Annotated in this window: 19 protein-coding genes and 1 tRNA gene; 9 read left to right on the top strand and 11 right to left on the bottom strand. The window is 70.1% G+C overall.

Annotation, left to right across the window (positions count from 1 at the left end):
• The first annotated feature begins 174 nt into the window (after window positions 1-174).
• From ETD85_RS47460 to serS, 4 genes are all read left to right on the top strand, one after another.
• Complete coding sequence (locus ETD85_RS47460; protein ID WP_240779898.1) at window positions 175-1365, top strand: glycosyltransferase 87 family protein; 1191 nt, start codon at window positions 175-177, stop codon at window positions 1363-1365.
• A 22-nt stretch (window positions 1366-1387) separates the two neighbouring features.
• Window positions 1388-1807, top strand: coding sequence for a DUF4446 family protein (locus tag ETD85_RS47455; RefSeq protein ID WP_240779897.1), 420 nt, complete (start codon window positions 1388-1390; stop codon window positions 1805-1807).
• Window positions 1808-1987: 180 nt separating this feature from the next.
• Entirely contained in the window at window positions 1988-2908 is a 921-nt protein-coding gene (gene pheA / locus ETD85_RS47450; protein ID WP_138696436.1) for a prephenate dehydratase, read from the top strand.
• 77 nt (window positions 2909-2985) lie between these two features.
• Window positions 2986-4248, top strand: a complete 1263-nt coding sequence (gene serS, locus ETD85_RS47445; protein ID WP_138696435.1) for a serine--tRNA ligase — start codon at window positions 2986-2988, stop codon at window positions 4246-4248.
• 136 nt (window positions 4249-4384) lie between these two features.
• On the opposite strand, the gene ETD85_RS47440 is transcribed toward serS, so the two are convergent.
• Both ETD85_RS47440 and ETD85_RS47435 read right to left on the bottom strand, forming a co-directional pair.
• Window positions 4385-5806, bottom strand: a complete 1422-nt coding sequence (locus ETD85_RS47440; protein ID WP_170247223.1) for a hypothetical protein — start codon at window positions 5804-5806, stop codon at window positions 4385-4387.
• Between the two features lie 180 nt (window positions 5807-5986).
• Entirely contained in the window at window positions 5987-6190 is a 204-nt protein-coding gene (locus ETD85_RS47435; RefSeq protein ID WP_043619750.1) for a cold-shock protein, read from the bottom strand.
• A 223-nt stretch (window positions 6191-6413) separates the two neighbouring features.
• On the opposite strand from ETD85_RS47435, the gene ETD85_RS47430 reads away from it, so the two are divergent.
• Complete coding sequence (locus ETD85_RS47430) at window positions 6414-7214, top strand: HAD family hydrolase (RefSeq protein ID WP_138696433.1); 801 nt, start codon at window positions 6414-6416, stop codon at window positions 7212-7214.
• Between the two features lie 88 nt (window positions 7215-7302).
• Here the strand turns inward: ETD85_RS47430 and ETD85_RS47425 are convergent, their stop codons facing one another.
• The gene (locus tag ETD85_RS47425; protein WP_138696432.1) at window positions 7303-7818 is read right to left on the bottom strand and encodes a bacterial proteasome activator family protein; all 516 of its coding nucleotides are present in this window, start codon (window positions 7816-7818) and stop codon (window positions 7303-7305) included.
• A 5-nt stretch (window positions 7819-7823) separates the two neighbouring features.
• On the bottom strand, window positions 7824-8780 hold the full coding sequence (locus ETD85_RS47420; RefSeq protein ID WP_138696431.1) for an NAD(P)H-quinone oxidoreductase: 957 nt from the start codon (window positions 8778-8780) through the stop codon (window positions 7824-7826).
• Between the two features lie 114 nt (window positions 8781-8894).
• Between ETD85_RS47420 and ETD85_RS66325 the strand changes: the two genes are divergently transcribed.
• Window positions 8895-11138, top strand: a complete 2244-nt coding sequence (locus ETD85_RS66325) for a MinD/ParA family ATP-binding protein (RefSeq protein ID WP_240779896.1) — start codon at window positions 8895-8897, stop codon at window positions 11136-11138.
• A gap of 1 nt (window position 11139) precedes the next feature.
• On the opposite strand, the gene ETD85_RS47410 is transcribed toward ETD85_RS66325, so the two are convergent.
• Window positions 11140-11226, bottom strand: a tRNA-Ser gene (locus tag ETD85_RS47410).
• 24 nt (window positions 11227-11250) lie between these two features.
• Here ETD85_RS47410 and ETD85_RS47405 point away from each other — a divergent pair.
• Complete coding sequence (locus tag ETD85_RS47405; protein WP_206059326.1) at window positions 11251-11604, top strand: STAS domain-containing protein; 354 nt, start codon at window positions 11251-11253, stop codon at window positions 11602-11604.
• A 25-nt stretch (window positions 11605-11629) separates the two neighbouring features.
• Here ETD85_RS47405 and ETD85_RS47400 read toward each other — a convergent pair whose 3' ends face one another.
• From ETD85_RS47400 to ETD85_RS47375, 6 genes are read right to left on the bottom strand one after another with little or no spacing between them, the layout of a single operon-like run.
• Entirely contained in the window at window positions 11630-12475 is an 846-nt protein-coding gene (locus tag ETD85_RS47400; RefSeq protein ID WP_138696429.1) for an NUDIX hydrolase, read from the bottom strand.
• A 12-nt stretch (window positions 12476-12487) separates the two neighbouring features.
• Window positions 12488-13255, bottom strand: a complete 768-nt coding sequence (locus tag ETD85_RS47395; RefSeq protein WP_240779895.1) for a M15 family metallopeptidase — start codon at window positions 13253-13255, stop codon at window positions 12488-12490.
• 29 nt (window positions 13256-13284) lie between these two features.
• A complete protein-coding gene (locus tag ETD85_RS47390) occupies window positions 13285-13767 on the bottom strand; it encodes a universal stress protein (RefSeq protein WP_170247224.1) in 483 nt (160 codons plus the stop codon).
• A 16-nt stretch (window positions 13768-13783) separates the two neighbouring features.
• Window positions 13784-14020, bottom strand: coding sequence for an SPW repeat protein (locus ETD85_RS47385; RefSeq protein WP_138696427.1), 237 nt, complete (start codon window positions 14018-14020; stop codon window positions 13784-13786).
• Complete coding sequence (locus ETD85_RS47380) at window positions 14017-14445, bottom strand: hypothetical protein (RefSeq protein WP_138696426.1); 429 nt, start codon at window positions 14443-14445, stop codon at window positions 14017-14019. The genes ETD85_RS47385 and ETD85_RS47380 overlap by 4 nt, the downstream gene beginning before the upstream one ends.
• Window positions 14442-16250, bottom strand: a complete 1809-nt coding sequence (locus ETD85_RS47375) for an MDR family MFS transporter (RefSeq protein WP_138696425.1) — start codon at window positions 16248-16250, stop codon at window positions 14442-14444. The genes ETD85_RS47380 and ETD85_RS47375 overlap by 4 nt, the downstream gene beginning before the upstream one ends.
• A 119-nt stretch (window positions 16251-16369) precedes the next feature.
• On the opposite strand from ETD85_RS47375, the gene ETD85_RS47370 reads away from it, so the two are divergent.
• A complete protein-coding gene (locus tag ETD85_RS47370; RefSeq protein WP_138696424.1) occupies window positions 16370-16930 on the top strand; it encodes a TetR/AcrR family transcriptional regulator in 561 nt (186 codons plus the stop codon).
• Window positions 16931-17070: 140 nt separating this feature from the next.
• On the top strand, window positions 17071-18060 hold a 990-nt coding region (locus tag ETD85_RS47365), incomplete at its 3' end, for a glycoside hydrolase family 6 protein (RefSeq protein ID WP_138696423.1).

Here is an 18060-nt window from a genome sequence, read left to right as displayed (position 1 = left end):
GCGATCGCGTGTGGGGGGTTGCGGCGGGAGCGAGGGGCGTACGCCGGGTGCCTGGAGCCGCGACGGCCTGGGGGTTGTGGTGCCACGCGAGGCGAGCCGGGTGTGGCGGTTGGCATGTACGGACCCCCAGAGTCTGCCCCTCGATCAACAACAGCCACGGTAACGTGCCACACCGTGACAAGTGGCGAGGTGCGGGTGACGCGGCGGCATTGGTGGGCGTGGGCGGTCGTGGCGCTCGTCGTCGCGGCGGCCGTGGCGCCTCTGGTGCACACGTGGCTCACCAATGCGGACGACCAGCGACTGGTCGACCTGGATGTTTACCGTACCGGCGGTCAGATGCTGCTCGACGGACGACCGGTGTACGACTACTTCACGCCCGCGCCCCAGCTGCTCCCGTTCACCTATCCGCCGATCGCGGCGATGCTGGCCGTGGCGCTGGCCGAAATGTCGTGGAGCACGGCCCAATGGGTGTGGACGGCCGGGATCTTCGTGGCCCTGGCCGTGACCGTGGGGTTCGCGTTCAGGCCGGCGCTGCGGAAGCACGTCCCGTGGGTGTTCGCGTTCCTCATGATCGCCTGTACGTACCTGATGCCGATCAGGGACCAGGTGCGGTTCGGGCAGGTGGACATCCTGCTGGTCGCCTTGTGCCTGGCGGACTGCGTGGCCAAGCGGCCGTGGTGGCCTCGGGGGTTCCTGATCGGGCTGGCCACGGCGGTGAAGCTGACCCCGGGCGTCTTCCTGATCTACCTGCTGGTCACCAGGCAGTGGCGGACGCTCGCCATGGCGGTGTTCGCCGCGGCCGTGCTGACGCTGCTGCCGTTCGCGGTGATCCCGCAGGACGCGGCGGACTTCTGGTTCTCGGCGCTGCTCGATCCCGAACGGCTCGGCGCGAACGCGGCCACCACCAACCAGTCGATCCGGGGCATGCTGATCCGGCTCTACATGCCCGATCTGCTCACGTCCGCGATCTGGGTCGTCATCGTGGCCGTGGTCGGCTGGTACGGCTTCCGCGGCGCGCGGGACGCGTACGAGGCGAAAGATCCGATCACTGCCGTCGCGCTCGTCGGGCTGATGGCCGTTCTGCTCTCGCCGGTCGCCTGGATCCACCACCTGGCCTGGGTGGTCGTGGTGCTCGGCGCGATCGTCGGAGACGGGCGCGACCCCGTCAGGCTGCGGGTGGCGGCCGGGGTGTGGCTGTTCTACGTGGTGCCGGTGCCGTGGTGGGGGGTTTCGCTGATCGCGGCGAAGATCCCGGGGGTCAGCCTGGTGTTCGGGAAGATCGTCCAGAATGGTTTCGGTCTGGGCGCGCTGGTTTTGGTGTGGTTGTTGGTGTCCTGGTTGCCGAAACGGCGGGAGATCGCGTGACCGAACCATTACCCTCTGTGCCGTGCTCGTTACCACCTGGGTCATCGTGGGCCTCGTCGCCGGGGTCAGTGGGGTGTTGATCGGTCATCTGGCGCTCAGGCAGGCCAGAGCCGCGGTGGAGGACTGTCAGCGGATGCTGGCAAGACAGACGAGCGAGGGCATGGGGGACCTCAAGGCGATCAGGGACGTGGCCGTCTGCCGGTACGACGCGCTGTCGGAGATGACCGGGCGGCTGTCGTTCTCGGTCGCGATGATCAACGGGTTGGGCGACGGCATCGTGCTCACCTCGATCAACGGGCGGAGCGAGACGCGTACCTATGTGCGGCCCGTGGTGGGCGGCAAGGGGCAGCAGCCGCTCTCGCCCGAGGAGGAAGAGGCGGTGCGGGCGGCCAGGCTGGGCATCGGGCCGTTGATCGCGTCCCGGGCCTCGGGTCCGCTGTAGGAAGGGCCGCTCCAGGAAGGGCCGCTTCAGCAAGGGCCGCTGTAGGAAGGATCGCGTGACGGGCCTGCTCCAGACGCGGGTTCGCTTCGCGGGAGAGCCTTCCGGCCCGTCCTGACCGGCGTCTTCAACCTGGGAGGCAAAGGGAGGCGCTTGACGTCGGCCTGCGGATACTCTAAGAGCATGCCCAGACTCGCCTATCTCGGACCGGAAGGCACCTTCACCGAAGAGGCCCTGCGGCTCCTTGACCCCACTGCCGAGCGGCTGCCCTGTGCCACGGTCAGCGCCGCGCTCAACGCGGCCCGCGCGGGCGACGCCGACGGCGCCGTGGTCCCGCTGGAGAACTCCATCGAGGGCGCGATCACCACGACGCTCGACGAGTTCGCCTGGGGCGAGCCGCTGCTGATCAACGCCGAGCTGCTGCTGCCCGTCCAGTTCTCGCTGCTGGCCCGGCCCGGCACCGAGATCGTGCACATCAAGCGGGTCTACACGCATCCGGCGGCCATCACCCAGTGCCGCGCCTACATCTCCCGCGAGCTGCCCGACGCCGTCGTGGTGTCCGCGCCTTCGACCGCGGCCGCGGCGCAGGAGGTCTCGCTGCCCGGTTCGCCGTACGACGCCGCCATCGCCGCGCGCATCGCCGGTGAGCACTATGGCCTGGTGGAGCTGGCCGGCGACATCGGCGACCGGTCCGACACCGTGACCAGGTTCGTCAAGGTGAGCCGCCCGCAGCCGCTGCCGAAGGTGACCGGCTCCGACCGCACCACGCTGGTCGTCTTCCTCGCCGACGACCACCCGGGCGCGCTGCTGGAGATGCTGACCGAGTTCTCCGTACGCGGGGTCAACCTGACGCGCATCGAGTCGCGGCCGACGGGCGACGGGATCGGGCGCTACTTCTTCCACTTCGACTTCGAGGGACACGTCGCCGACGCCCGGGTCGGTGAGGCCATCGCCGGCCTGCACCGCATCTGCGGCGAGGTGCGCTTCCTCGGCAGCTATCCGCGGGCCGACGGGGTCGCGCCGCGGATCAAGCGCGGCACCGCGGACGCCGAGTTCGCCGAGGCCGGAGACTGGCTGGCGCGGGTCCGCGCGGGCCTGGCCTGAGCGGCGGAGGCTGATCCAAGGTTCGCCACCGGCTAATCCAGGGGCGGGCCGCCGTCCCGCGCCGGTAGCCTTTGTTTGTGATTGACCTGCGTACCCTTCGTGAGGATCCCGACCGGCTACGGGCGTCGCAGCGTGCCCGCGGTGAGGACGACTCCGTCGTCGACACGCTGCTCGACCTCGATGAGCGCCGCCGATCCGCGCTGACCTCGTTCGAGTCTCTGCGCGCCGAGCAAAAGAGCATGGGCAAGTCGGTCTCCAAGGCGCAGGGCGAGGAGAAGGCCGCGCTGCTCCAGCGCGCCAAGGATCTCGCCAGTCAGGTCAAGGCCGCCGAGGCCGAGGCGGAGAAGCTGGCGGGCGAGCTGGACGAGGTCCTCCAGACGGTGCCCAACATCGTCGAGGAGGGCGCGCCGACCGGCGGCGAGGACGACTACGTGGTCCTCGAGACCCACGGCGAGCCGCGGGTGTTCGACTTCGAGCCCAAGGACCACCTGGAGCTGGGCGAGGCGCTCGGCGCCATCGACATGGAGCGGGGCGCCAAGGTGTCCGGCTCGCGGTTCTTCTTCCTCAAGGGCGTCGGCGCCCGCCTGCAGCTCGGCCTGCTGAACATGGCGATGCAGCAGGCCATCGAGGCCGGGTTCACGCCGATGATCACGCCCGTGCTCGTCAAGCCGGAGACCATGCAGGGCACCGGCTTCCACGTGGCCCACGACAAGGAGATCTACCGGCTCCCCGACGACGACCTCTACCTCGTCGGCACCTCCGAGGTGGCGCTGGCCGGCTACCACGCCCAGGAGATCCTCGGCGGCGACGAGCTGCCGCTGCGCTACGCGGGCTGGTCGTCGTGCTTCCGCCGCGAGGCCGGCTCCTACGGCAAGGACACCAGGGGCATCATCCGGGTCCACCAGTTCGACAAGGTGGAGATGTTCTCCTACGTACGCCCTGAGGAGGCGCACGAGGAGCACCAGCGCCTGCTGGCGTGGGAGCGGGAGATGCTGGCCAAGATCGAGGTCCCCTACCGGGTCATCGACACGGCGGCGGGTGACCTCGGCATGTCGGCCGCCAGGAAGTTCGACTGCGAGGCGTGGATCCCGACCCAGGGGCGCTACCGCGAGCTGACCTCGACCTCCAACTGCACCGAGTTCCAGGCTCGCCGGCTCGCCGTCCGCTACCGCGACAAGGACGGCAAGCCGCAGCACCTGGCCACGCTCAACGGCACGCTGGCCACCACGCGCTGGATCGTGGCGATCCTGGAGAACCATCAGCAGGCCGACGGCTCGGTGGTGGTCCCTGAGGCGCTGCGCCCGTACGTGGGGCTCGACGTGCTGGAGCCGGCCAAGTAGGCAGAGCCGAGGCGGGGGCTGAGCGGGATCCGGTGCCACCGGCCGCTCAGCCGCCCGCGGTCCACCTGTCTCCACGTCGGCCGCCCCCGCCCGCGGCCTGTCTCCGCGTCGGCCGCTCAGCAGCCCGCGGCCTGTCTCACGTCGGTCCCTCAGTCGCCTGCTCGTGCGTCGCGTGCGGGTCGGTCTGCCGGGCGTCGCGTCTGATGAGCATGATGCCCGCCAACAGCACGAGCGCGGTCAGCGCCACGGCGAGCGCCACGGCGACCTGGTACGACCCGGGCGTGCCGGTCGACCAGCCGTAGAACGGCGTGTAGACGGTCGCGTACACCAGCGGCGCCCCCAGCACCCCCACCGCCACGGGCAGCGGCTCCGTCCGCCCGACGATCATCAGGACGAAGCACCCGACGACCCCGGCCACCACCATCAGCCCGCCGAGCGCGAACATCGACAGCCCGGCGCCGAAGAGGGTGTGCCAGCCCGCCAGGGTGAGGTAGAAACCTGTGGCGGCGGCCGCGGCGAAGCCCGTGTAGAGGGCATGGTGGCGGCGCAGCCCGGCCCCGATGCCGCCGAACATCACCGACACGGCCAGGAACAACGCCAGGTCCATCTCGGGCGTGAGGTCCGCTTCGCCGGCGTGCGCGCCGTCGCCTGGCCAGCCCACGCGCCGCCACGCCCCCGACGGGTCGCGGACCAGGATGCCGTCCTCCCTGTTCGCGACGACCACCGTGTGCCCGCCCGGCCGGGCCTGAACGGCCAGGGCCACGGAACGCAGATCGGCCCGGTCGCCATGCTGCCTGACCAGCCGCTCGCGGTCGTCCCCTGACAGCGGCCACGAGGGGCCCCACGTCACGCCGCCGTCGTCCGACTGCTCGACGCCCAGATGGTCCCGCGCCGCCCGGTAGCAGCGCGTCGCCTGTCCCGGCACGCAGGCTGCGCTCTGCGGCGATTTGACCTGCTCGTGCTGTCCCTCCGTCCAGGTGTGCCCGCCGTCCTCCGAGATCCAGGCGGGGGACGAGCCGTTCTGGACGTGGACGATGATCCGGCCGGCCTTGTCCACCTCGACGGACTCGGCGTGGGGCGGGGGCGGGGCGGCGGACGTGGCGGTCACGGCGAGCACGGCCATCGGCATGGTCACCAGGATCCGCCAGCGCGCGGGAAAGGTCCCCAGGCTGCGGGACGGCCGCCGGCCGCCCCCGGAGGTCTCCGGCGCGGGCGAGGACGTCTCCAGGGTGCGGCGGCGTACCCACCAGGCCAGGGCGAGCGCAGGCAGGGCCAGGAGGTCCGTGGGATCGGCCAGGACGCGCGACGGGCCCGCCACGAGGGTCCAGGCTTGGGTCGCGGCCTCAGCGCCCGTCTCCGTGCACTTCACGAGCGCGAAGGCCACCCCGGTCAGTACGGTGGCCGCAAGGTCGGCGCGCCGCCGGAAAAGCAGCGCCAGCAGGGCGGGGGCCACGACCAGCCCGGCCACGTCGCTCAGCTTGCCGGTGACGAACCCGGGCCAGACCTGTTTGAGCAGGTGATCGTTGAGCAAGAGCACGACGACCCCGGTAACGGTCACGGGGTGACATAACCACGCGTACCTCATGTAGAGGTCGATGGCCGGGAGCGGGGAGAGGTTCGCCGGTCAGGTGAGTCGAGTCACAGCCGTGACCTGAACGACATCGGCCCGCCCGGGGGGAGACAGCAAAAGACCGGAGCCCGCTGGAATGCGAACTCCGGTCTGTCTCGCTGCTACAGGTCAGATGGCTCGGACCTGAGAGGCCTGCGGCCCCTTCTGGCCCTGCGTGATCTCGAACTCGACCCGCTGGCCGTCTTCAAGGCTGCGGTAGCCGTTGCCGACGATCTCGGAGAAGTGCACGAACACGTCCGGCGCACCGCCGTCCGGGGCGATGAAGCCGAAGCCCTTCTCGGCGTTGAACCACTTGACGGTTCCCTGAGCCATAAAAGCTCTCCCTCAGGATGTGAATCTATGGGACCCACACCTCGTGGGTCCCGGTGTGTCGTACAGCAAGCACCCGGGGTGGCTCAGACAAAGTCATGCTGGTTTTCACTACGGGATCAGCTAATACAACGCCATCACATCTAACACCATTCTGGAGCGTTGGTGTTCCCGTCCCTAGGAAGATTTCTGTCAGGCGGCATCACCGGGCAAACTGGAACCTGTTATGCAGAGCCTTCCCGCACCGCGCCTTGTGGCCACCGACCTCGACGGTACTGCCCTGCGCACGGACGGAACCGTGTCTCCCCGCACGGTTGCCGCCTTCGGCAAAGTCGAGGAATCAGGGGCTGTACTCGTGTTCGTGACAGGGCGTCCGCCCCGGTGGATGGGCGGGGTGGCGGGTGCGGTACGTCACCAAGGGCTCGCCATCTGTGCGAACGGCGCGCTGATCTACGATCTCCATACCGAACGGATAGTGGAATCTCACCTGATCACAGTCGACGTACTCGAGGAAGTCGTCGCTCAGCTAAGAGCGAACGTGTCCGATCTCGTATTTTCGGTCGAGTATGAAGCCGGTTTTGCGCATGAGTCAGATTTCCTGCTCGGCGGCTTGGACCGCAAGGCGTCAGGTGTCGTACGCGTCGAGTCCGTGACCTCGCGTCCGTGCGCCAAGCTTCTCGCCCTGCATCCGGGCATGAAGGCGGACGAGCTCCAGGCCACCGTCCACGAGTTGGTCGGCCATCTGGTGACCGCCACCCACTCCAGCGGCAGGGGCCTGATCGAGATGAGCGCCCAGGGCGTCACCAAGGCGACGGCACTGGCGGCGCTGGCCGCGCAGCACGAGATCAAGCCGGCGCACGCGATCGCGTTCGGTGACATGCCGAACGACCTGCCCATGCTGAGCTGGGCAGGCACGTCGTACGCGGTCGCGAACGCGCACCCGGACGTGCTGGCGGCGGTCGATCACGTGACCGCGACCAACAACGACGACGGCGTCGCGCAGGTGCTGGAGACGCTCTACGAGTGACGCGCGGGCGCTCGGGGCGCGCGGCTGTGCAGCGGCCGCCCGCAGGCCGCCCGCGCCGCCTGGAGGCCGCTCAGCGGTGTCGGCCTCCTTAGAGGTAAGGGCCGGAGCCGCCGTGCGGCCGCTGCCCCTCGTCACCCTGCGGCACACCGGGCAGCGCCCTGCGCATCTGCTCCAGCTGGGCCCTGGCCGCCATCTGCTGCGCGAAGAGCGTGGTCTGGATGCCGTGGAACAACCCTTCGAGCCACCCGACGAGCTGGGCATGGGCGATCCGCAGCTCGGCCTCGCTCGGCGGCGTGCCGTTCTCGTCGGTGAACGGGAGCGACAGGCGCTCCAGCTCGTCGACCAGCTCGGGCGCCAGGCCGTCCTCGAGCTCCTTGATGGAGGACTCGTGGATCTCCTTCAAGCGCTTGCGGCTGGCCTCGTCGAGAGGAGCCGCCCGCACCTCCTCAAGGAGCTGCCTGATCATGCTGCCGATGCGCATCACCTTGGCGGGCTGCTCGACCAGGTTGGTGACCGACCGATCGTCCTCGCCGCTATCGCCCTGACCTTGGAAGTCGGGGCCCACCACCACGATGTGGGGGGTGTTGTTGTCCTCAGCATTCATAACACTCACCGTACTAGCAGGATCTTGCCGACGTGCTCCCCAGAATCCAACATTCGGTGTGCTTCAGCCGCTTCGCTCATCGGCAGCTCCGCGTGCACCACGGGACGCACGGCCCCCGCCGCGACCAGGGGCCACACGTTGTCCACGACGCTGCGGACGATCACGCCCTTCTCGTCCACCGGGCGCGAGCGCAGAGCGGTGGCGTGGACGGAGGCGCGCTTGGCGAGCATGGCGCCGAGGTCGATCTCGGCCTTCCGGCCGCCCTGCAGCCCGATGATCACCAGCCGGCCGCCGGTGCGCAGCGCCCGGATGTTGCCCGCCAGGTATTTGGCGCCCATGATGTCGAGGATGACGTCGGCGGTCACCCTGTCGGCGAAGTCTTCCTTGCGATAGTTGATCGCCTCGTCGGCGCCCAGCTCCTTGACGCGCTCGGCCTTGGCGGCGGAGCCGACGGTGGCCACGACGTACGAGCCGAGCGCCTTGGCGAGCTGCACCGCGAACGTCCCGATCCCGCTGGCCCCGCCGTGCACCAGCAGCGTCTCGCCCCTGCGCAGCCGCCCGACCATGAACACGTTGGACCAGACCGTGCAGGCCACCTCGGGCAGTGCCGCGGCCTGCCGCAGCGGCACCCGGTCGGGCACGGGCATGACCTGCTGCCAGGGCACGGATACGCGCTCGGCGTAACCGCCGCCGGAGAGCAGCGCGCAGACCTCGTCGCCGGGCGTGAACTGCTCAACGTCCTCCCCGACCGCGGCCACCACACCGGAGACCTCCAGCCCCGGATAGGCGGGTGCGCCGGGCGGCGGGGCGTAATGTCCCTGGCGCTGCAGGACGTCCGCGCGGTTCACTCCCGCGGCGGCGACGTCGATGAGCACGTCTCCCCGCTCGACCTGCGGCTCAGGCACTTCGTGCCACTCCAGCACCTCGGGTCCGCCGGGGCCGGTGATCTCGATGGCTCGCATGCGAACCACGGTAGCGGGGCAAAGAAGTTGTGGGTTGCCGGGCTGCGCGGTCACTCAGGGCGATAATCTGCAATGTATTTGCTGCCCCTTTAGACCCACCCGAGGGGGAACACGGTGGCAAGACACGATCGAGAAGAATCTCTCGAGGAACAGCTCGCCTGGCTAGACGCGATCAAGGAGACGGAGGAGGCCCCCGTCCCTGTCAGTGCCTCGACTGCTTCCGCCGACGAGCCGATCGCTTCGCCGTACCCCAAGGACCCGTGGGGGCTGGTGCCCACGCAGCACGACACCCCGACGCCGCCGCTGTTCCGCGCGGCCGTGGACTCCGTGTACGGCGCCGATGCGGCCGAGGACCTGCCTGAGAGGGAGAGCGACGCCGCGGAGTGGCTCGGCACGGCCACGGCGAGGCAGGAGCCGGTGGCTCCCGCGCCGAGCAGGGACGAGCCTGACGACCCGTTCCTGGCCCCGCTCAAGCCGCTGCCGCGCCTGGACGACACCGACACCTACTCGCTGGCGCTCACCACGCCGGACACCAAGAAGCCGGAGCAGCCGGAAGCCGCCGAGCCGGGCGACGGCGCGGGCGAGGCCGAAGAGGCGGCGGAGTCGTCCTGGCCGCCCGCCGGCACGCAGAAGTCCGCCGACAGGCAGAAGTCGGCCGGCGCTGAGAAGTCCGCCGGTACGGAGAAGGCGGGGCTTCAGCGGCAGGAGCCCGCCCACAAGGAGGAGCCCGCCGAGGAGGACGGGCACGACGCGTGGTCGGACACCCTCCCGCGCAACGAGCGCCCGCAGTGGACCGAGCCCGAGACGCCGAAGGACGAGCCGGACAAGCCCGCGTGGGCCGCCGATCCGGAGAAGAAGCCTTCCTGGGCCGCCGAGGCCGAGCAGAAGCCCTCGTGGGCCGCCGAGGGCGAGAAGCCCTCGTGGGCCGGCTCCGAGCAGCGCGACGAGCCCGAGGACCGGCCCCACCGGGACGAGCCCAGCGAGCCGCCCCATTGGGGCGAATCCGAGCCCCGTCCGAATTGGGCCGAGTCCGAGACCCGCCCGAACTGGAGCGAACCCGAGATCCGCCCGGCCTGGAGCGAGTCCGACGCCCGCCCGAGCTGGGCCGAGTCCGAGACCCGCCCGAACTGGGACCTCCCCGGCGAGCGCCCCCAGTGGGCCGAGCGCGAAGAACGTCCCCAGTGGAGCGATCCCGAAGAGCGCCCCCAATGGACGGACCCGCTGCGCCAGCAGGAGCGCCCCCAGTGGCCCGAGCAGCAGGAGTGGCGGCCCGCGGAGCGCGAGATCCCGCAGCCGCACGCACCGGAGCCCCAGCCCCAGCCCCAGCCCGAGCGGCCGCACCAGCAGGACCAGCCGCGCCCGCGGCGGCGCCCGGCGCCGATACCGGTGTTCACCGCGCCGCCCAGGCCGCCGGTCACCGGCCGGCCGACCGCTGAGAGCCTCGATCCGGAGTCCCTGCTACGCGGACGGCGTAACGCCCCCTCCAAGGGCTGGCGCCGCCTGATCTACAAGGCGTCGGGAGGCTGGATCAAGCCCGGCGAGCCGCCGGAGGTCCGCCGCCGCCGCGAGCTGGTGACCAGGGCACGTACGCCCGTCACCGCCGGCCACCACCGGGTGGCGGTGCTGAGCCTCAAGGGCGGCGTGGGCAAGACCACGACCACGGTCGGCCTGGGCGCCACCCTGGCCCAGATGCGCGGCGACCGCGTCATCGCCGTGGACGCCAACCCCGACCGGGGCACCCTGTCCGACAAGCTCGTCCTGGAGACCTCGGCCACCGTGCGCGACCTGCTCAACGAGCGCGAGCAGGTCAAGCGCTACGTCGACATCAGGGCGTTCACCTCGCAGGCGGCCTCGCGGCTGGAGATCCTCGCCTCCGACCGCGACCCCTCGGTCTCCGAGGCGTTCAGCGGGGGCGACTACCAGGCCGTCTCCCAGGTGCTGGAGAACTTCTACTCGATCTGCCTCACCGACTGCGGCACGGGCCTGCTGCACTCCGCCATGGGTGGCGTGCTGGGCCTCGCCGACCAGATCGTGCTGGTCAGCTCCCCGTCGGTGGACGGCGCCAGGGCCGCATCCGCGACGCTCGACTGGCTGGAGGCGCACCACTACGGCGATCTGGTGAAGGCGGCGACCGTGGTGCTGTGCAGCGTCCGGCCGCGCTCGAAGTCGGCGGTCGACATCAAGAAGCTGGAGGCCCACTTCGCCGCCAGGTGCCGTGCGGTGATCCGGGTGCCGTACGACCCGCATCTGGAAGAGGGCGCGGAGATCGACCTCGACCGGCTCCAGGAGTCGACCAGGGATGCCTACCTGCAGCTCGCCGCCTGCGTGGGCGACGGCTTCGCGGGCATCCGCGAGTGAGCGGAGGGTGTGGGATTCGAACCCACGAGGCCATCGCTGACCTGGCCGCTTTCAAGGCGGCTGCACTCGTCCACTATGCGAACCCTCCTGTGCGGAAACCACGATAGCGGCTGTGGTGACAGGGGTGTACGTTCAGGAGGTGGCGGATCTCAACGTCGAGGTGGAGCGCGGCGAGTCCGGTGCGCTTGTGCGCGTGGACGGTGATCTCGACAAGCTCACGGCATCCCTGCTGAAAGACTGCCTGACCAAGCTGTTCGCGGAAGGGCAGGTTCAGGTCGTGATCGATACGACCGAGCTGGAATTCTGCGATTCGAGCGGCCTGTGGGTGCTGGTGGAGCACCAGCGCAGGATCACCGAGCACGCCGGGTCCTTACGCCTGGTGGGCGTGCACGGGGTCCTGCAACGCGTCCTCGACGTGACGGGGCTCAAGGCCGCCTTCGACAGCGTGATCCCCGCCGAGCTCTGACCCGCCCGCGCCGCCCCGGCGCGCGTTACGAGCCGAGCTGGGACAGCAGCCACTTCGGGCCCTCGGTCTCGGCCCCGAGCTCGCTGACCCGCTCCTTCAGCCCTCGGTCCGCGGTGACGACCACCACTCGCTCCCACGGCCTGGCCTGGCTCACGATGTCGACGATCGCGTCGTCGCCGCTGCCGGTGGCGGCGACCACCTGGATCCCCTGCGCGGGCGGCGCGCTTCTGGCGGCGCCCTCCACGACCGCCACCACCCTCGGGAACCACTGCGCCAGCACCGGATGCGTCAGCCGCAGACGCGACACGGCCTCGATCAGCCGGATCGCCGCCGCGAGCCGATCGCGCCACCACCCGTGCTCCGCCCGGGCGCCGACGATGTTGGCCACGTCGAGCACGAGGGTCTCCGGCCTGATGGCGCCCTGGATCTCGCTCCAGGTGGCCGCGAAGCCCGGATGCAGCTTGCGGCCGGCGATCTCGGGCAGCGCCAGCCAGCGCAGCTCGGCGCTCTCGCCGTTGGCCGGCTTCGCGGCCAGCAGCTCGGCCGACTCGGCGATCACCGTCTCGAACGTCCAACCGCCGTGGTCATCGAGGTAGATCCCCTGGACCCGCAGCCCCTCGCCGCCGAGCGCCGCCTCCTCGCGGGCCTCGCGCAACGCGCTGGTGACCGCGTCCTCGTGGCTGTCGCGGGCCCCGCCGGGCAACCCCCACGTGCCACCGTGGTGGCTCCACCAGGAGCGCTTCTGCATGAGGACGTACGGGACGCCCAGATCATCATGATGTACGACGAGGAGCCCCGAAGCGCCGTGGATCCCCCAATGCCGGTGGCCTTGGGAGCACTCGGTCCAGCCGTCGCCGTCCTTAGCCGTCATGAGGGGATTCTCTCAGCCTCCGCCCTTGCTGAAATGCTGGAAGTCCTTGGTGCCCGACCAGTAGCCGCCCCACTCCCAGCCGACCTGGGCAAAGGCCTTGACGACCTTGTCCCCAGGATTAATCACACCTTTACCCTTCATTGGGCGCTTGGTGTACTTTTTGGCGTTTTGGTGTGCCGTGCTACCGCTTGCGGTGACATATGGGTTCTCGCGGGGATTGAGGTCAATCGCTTTCCCGTACGCGTGATTCGACCAATTGCTCGACCCGGTCGCCGGCCGGCAGTTGAAGGCCGAGGTGTTGTCCGCGTCGATGGAGTCGTAGTCGTCGCCCTTGTACACGTCCACCAGCTTCATCTGCCTGATCGGCCAGCGCCAGTCGTACAGCTTCCTGAAGACCGTCACCACGTCGTCGGTCACCGCCTTGTTGACGACCAGCTCGCCGGTGTGCGGCTTGTCGTCGAAGCCCCAGAACGACATCGTGATCAGCCGCAGGTCCCGGTAGTGGACCGGGCAGCCGGGCCGCCAGGAATATCCCAGGCGCTCGCGCGCGATCGGCGTGACCTTGGCGCTGAAGGCAGGCGGCTCGGCGGGGCTCGGCGAGGCGGTCGGGCTCGGCGCGGAAGTGTCCGTAGAGGTGTCCGTGGAGGTGTCTGTGGCGGACGTGGGGGATGCGGGCGTCCGGTCGGCGCGCGCTGACGTCGCGGGCGACGCGACGGGCTCTCCGGCGCCGCACGAAACGGACGCGAGCACCACGAACGCCATGGCGGCAGCACGTTTCATCTGGCCACCATATGCGACGTCGTGCCAGGTCAGGGGACTATCAGCACGGTACGGCGAGCCCGTTTCGCCAGCCCGACCGCCACGGACCCGCCCCACGAGCACCATGAGCTGCGCGATCGGCCCACCACGATGGCGTCGGCCATGTACGAGTTGGCCAGCGTCTCCAGCTCGCGCGCCGTGTCACCACGCACGCTGACGAACTGCCAGGGCACTCCCGCGCCCCGCAGCTCGTCGCGCAGGTCCTCGGCCAGGTCCGCCCCCGAGTCGGGGATGATCGGCGACCCGGCGAAGAACCACAGGGAGGCGCTGTTCAGCGCCTCCACGAAGGCGACGAGCAGCGCGGCGTTGTCCCGGCGGGCGAGCCCGGCCGCGTACGCGAGTGCGTTGCGGCTCGGGTCCGACCCGTCGAAGCCCACCACGAGCAGACCGGCGCCATCCTTGCCGATCTCGAATTGCCCGGCGGGGAGCCGGCCTGCCAGCGGCTCCCACTGCGGGTCTGTGCCACCGCCCAACACGGCATGTCTCGCGTCAGGCGTCGGCGTGCTTGCCGCGGCGGGCCAGCTCGCGGAGGGCGTCGGCGGCGTAGACGGCAAGGGACACGAACGAGAGCGCGGCGATCGAGCCGCCGAGCCACAGGTCGTTGATCGTCGCGTCCACGTAGGTGGCGCCCCTGGGCTGGTAGCCGACCGCGAACGGCGCGGCGATCAGCCACAGGCCCGCCAGGAACAGGACGATGAGGGCGGAAACCCCCAGCTTGGCCTTCATCGGATCTCCTCCACTCCGACCAGGGGAGCCTTGCCGTTCTGGCGGTGCTCGCCGCTGGTCCTGCCACCCTTGTTCATGTCTTCACGCAGCGCCTCGACCAGCGGGGCGAGCAGGCTGGCCAGCTCGGCGGACGACGCCTGCGCCGCCGGGGCGGCCACGGGCTCGGGCTCCGGCTCGACCCGGCGCGGCTTCACGACCACCAATCCGCGGGCCACGAGCTCCTCGTGGATGGCCAGCACGAAGGCCACGGCGCCCGCGAGGCCCACGACCGCCAGGCCGAGACCGGTGAAGAACTGGGACTGCGTGGCGCTCACCCAATCGGCGTCCTCCGGCTGGGTGCCAAGGGCGAAGGGTGCGATCATCTGCCACAGCCCGGCCAGGGCGGCCAGGGTCGCCGCGACGGCACCCACAAACTTGCGAATCATTGTGTGATTCCTCCTGTTACAAGGTCTTTCTGAGGTGGCGTGGCCTGCGCGAGCAGGGCGCGCGAGGTGGGCCGCAGCACGTCCTGCGCGACCGACCTGGCCCGCTCCCGCTCGGGGCGGTCGTCGGCCGGCGCCAGCTTGGCGACCGCGGTCATCAGCGCGGAGCGCTCCCCGTTCGCCCGCTCGATGCGCTGGGCCACGAGCTCCAGCAGCAGGCCGGCCAGGACCAAATCGTCCTTGCTGAGCGGCTTCGCCTCCGGCGGCGGCGTGGTGGCGCCGCGCAGCGGCAGCTCCTTGAGGAACAGCGTGGCCACGAACCCGAGCAGCGCGATGGGCACGCCCACCATGAACACGGTCTCCAGGCCCCGCGTGAACGACTCCAGCACGATGTTCTTGATCGGCCCGGGAAGCTGCTGGATGGCCGCGGGGCTGCCGAGCTTGAAGCCCGAGCCGCCGCCGGGCAGCTTGAGCCCCGCGGCCGTGGCCAGCTCGACGAGCTCGTCCTTGAGGCGGTTCGTCAGGATCGCGCCGAACGCGGCCACGCCGACGGCGCCGCCCAGCGAGCGGAAGAACGAGACGCCGGCCGTGGTGGAGGCCATGTCGCGCATCTCGGAGCCGTTCTGGGCGGCCAGGATGAGCATCTGCATGGACAGGCCGAGCCCGGTGCCCAGCACCGCCACGTCCAGGCCGATCAGCCACTCGCTGGAGTCCACGTGCAGCCTGGACAGCAGGAACAGCCCGATGGCCACGATCAGCAGGCCCACGACCGGGAAGATCTTCCACTTGCCGGTCTTCGTGACGATCTTGCCGGAGATCACGCCGGCCAGGAACAGCGCCACCACCATGGGCAGCGTCATCAGACCGGAGTTCGTCGGGCTGAGGCCCTTGACGATCTGCAGGTACTGCGGCAGGTAGATCATCGCGCCGAACATCGCCATGCCGACGAACAGCGAGGCGAGGCCGGTGAGCACGAACGTACGGTTGCGGAAGAGCCGCGGCGGCAGGATCGGGTTACGTGCGGTCCGCTCGGACAGCACCGCCAGAGCCAGCATGAGCAGGGCGGTCGCGGCCAGGAAGTAGGTCCAGAACGAGTTCCACTCGAACTGGTTGCCACCGAACGTCAGCAGCAGCATCAACGCGCTCGCGCTGGCCGTGATCGTCGTCGCGCCCCAGATGTCGATGGAGGTGTTGCGCTTGACCGCCGGAAGCTTCAGCACCTTCTGGATCACGATGAAGGACACCAGCGCGAACGGCACGACCACGTAGAAGCACCAGCGCCAGCCGAGCCAGTCGGTGTCCACGATGAACCCGCCGAGCAGCGGTCCGGCCACCGTGGAGATGCCGAAGACCGCCCCCATGTATCCGGAGTACCGGCCGCGCTCGCGGGGCGAGACGATGTCGCCCAGGATCACCTGCGCGAGAGCCGACAAACCGCCAACACCCAGGCCCTGTACGGCACGCGCCGCGATGAGCTGCCCCATGTCCTGCGACAGGCCGGCCACCACCGAGGCCGCGACGAACAGCCCCAAGGCGGTCTGGAAGAGCAGCTTGCGCCCGAACAGGTCGGACAGCTTGCCCCACAACGGCGTGGACACCGTCATCGTCAGCATGGTGGCACTGGCCACCCATGAGTACTGGTCCTGACCGCCGAGCTCCCCCACGATCGTCGGCAACGCGGTGCCCACCACGGAAGTCGAGATCATCGACGTGAGCATCGCGAGCATCAGCCCGGACATGACCTCGAGGATTTCGCGGTGGGTGTAGTGCTGCCTCGCGGGGGATGCGGCCTGTGCCTGGGTTACCAAGACACCACATCCCCTTCTTACAGTCCGATCGGACCCATTTTTTACAGTTTGATCAGATTGAGTATACGCGCGTTTACTAGCCGCGCGGCAAGTGGGGGTTCGTTCAGTAGAGTGCGGGCATGGAAGCCCAGGTGACGGAGGCCAGGCCGCGCGACCGCGAGGCCACCCGGGAGCGCATCCTGCAGGCGGCCCGCACGCTGTTCGGCGAGCAGGGCTACGAACGCGTGACCGTACGCATGATCGCCGCCGCCGCGGAGGCCAATGTGGCGCTGGTGGGGCGCTATTTCGGCTCGAAGGCCGGCCTCTTCGGCGCGGTGCTGCAAGGTGAGCCGACCTTCAGCGCCCTGTTCGACGGCGACAAGGAGGGGCTCCCGCGCCGGCTGGCCGAATACGCGGCCGAGCGCATGGAGCACCCGCCGGACAGCCCGATCCTGCGGGCGCTGGAGCGCTCGGCGGGGCATCCCGAGGTCCAGAGCGTGGCTCGCGAGCGCCTGCTCACGGCCGTGCTCAACCCGCTGGCGGAGCACCTGGAAGGCCCCGACGCCTACACCCGGGCCCGCATGGCCACGGCGTTCTTCCTGGGCATCGGCGCCACGCGCCGCCGGCTCGGCCCGCAGCCGCCCACGGCCGCCGACGTCGACCGGCTGACCGCGGTCTTCGAGGCGTGCCTGGCGGAGTGAAAGTTTCACCTGCCAAGACCACCCTGGCCTGCGAAGACGGCGCGGGAAGCGATCGGAGGTCTTTGAGCGGGCAGTGACGGCTACCTACCATCCGGGGTGCCGGTGGGAGCGCTCCCACATGACGGACGGAGTGAAATTTCATGTCTCGCAGAAGGCCCACGTTGGCGGTGCTCCTCGCGGCGGCCGCCATGGCCGCGGCGGGCGCGGTCGTCCTCGCCTCCTCCACCGCTCAGGCCGCCGACTCCGCTTTCTACGTGGATCCGCAGACCAACGCCGCCAAGTGGGTGGCCGCCAACCCCGGCGACAGCCGCACCGCGGTGATCAGGGACAGGATCGCCGCCGTCCCGCAGGGCCGGTGGTTCGCGACGTACAACCCCACGACCGTGCGCAGCCAGGTCGACGCGTACGTGGGCGCGGCCGCGTCGGCCGGCAAGATCCCGATCGTGGTGGTCTACGACATGCCGAACCGCGACTGCGGCGGCGCCAGCGCGGGCGGCGCGCCCGACCACACCGCCTACCGCGCCTGGATCGACCAGATCGCGGCCGGTCTGGGCGGCCGGCCGGCGACGATCGTCCTGGAGCCCGACGCGCTGGCGATCATGAGCAACTGCATGAACGCCGCCCAGCAGGCCGAGGTGAAGGCGTCCATGGCATACGCCGGCAAGAAGTTCAAGGGGACGTCCGCGCAGGTCAAGGTGTTCTTCGACATCGGTCACGACGCCTGGCTGTCCGCCTCGGAGGCCGCCTCCAGGCTGACCGGCGCGGACGTGGCCAACAGCGCCGACGGCATCGCGGTCAACACCTCGAACTACCGCGCCACGTCCGGGCTGGTGTCGTACGCGAAGAGCGTCATCGCGGCGACCGGCGTGTCCCGGCTGAAGGCCGTCATCGACACCAGCCGCAACGGCAACGGGCCGGCGGGCAGCGAGTGGTGCGACCCGGCGGGCCGCGCCACGGGCATCTGGAGCACCACGAGCACGGGTGACTCCGCGATCGACGCATACCTGTGGGTCAAGCCGCCCGGCGAGGCCGACGGGTGCATCGCGAGCGCGGGCCAGTTCGTGCCGCAGCGCGCCTACGACCTGGCCGTCGCGGCGCCCCCGCCCACGGTGACCCCGACGGTGACCCCC

Origin of the sequence: Nonomuraea zeae (assembly GCF_005889725.1) — a bacterium.
Lineage (GTDB): Bacteria > Actinomycetota > Actinomycetes > Streptosporangiales > Streptosporangiaceae > Nonomuraea > Nonomuraea zeae.
The sequence above is the reverse complement of the archived record's forward strand: the minus strand, read 5'-3'. Positions and strand labels throughout refer to the sequence as shown.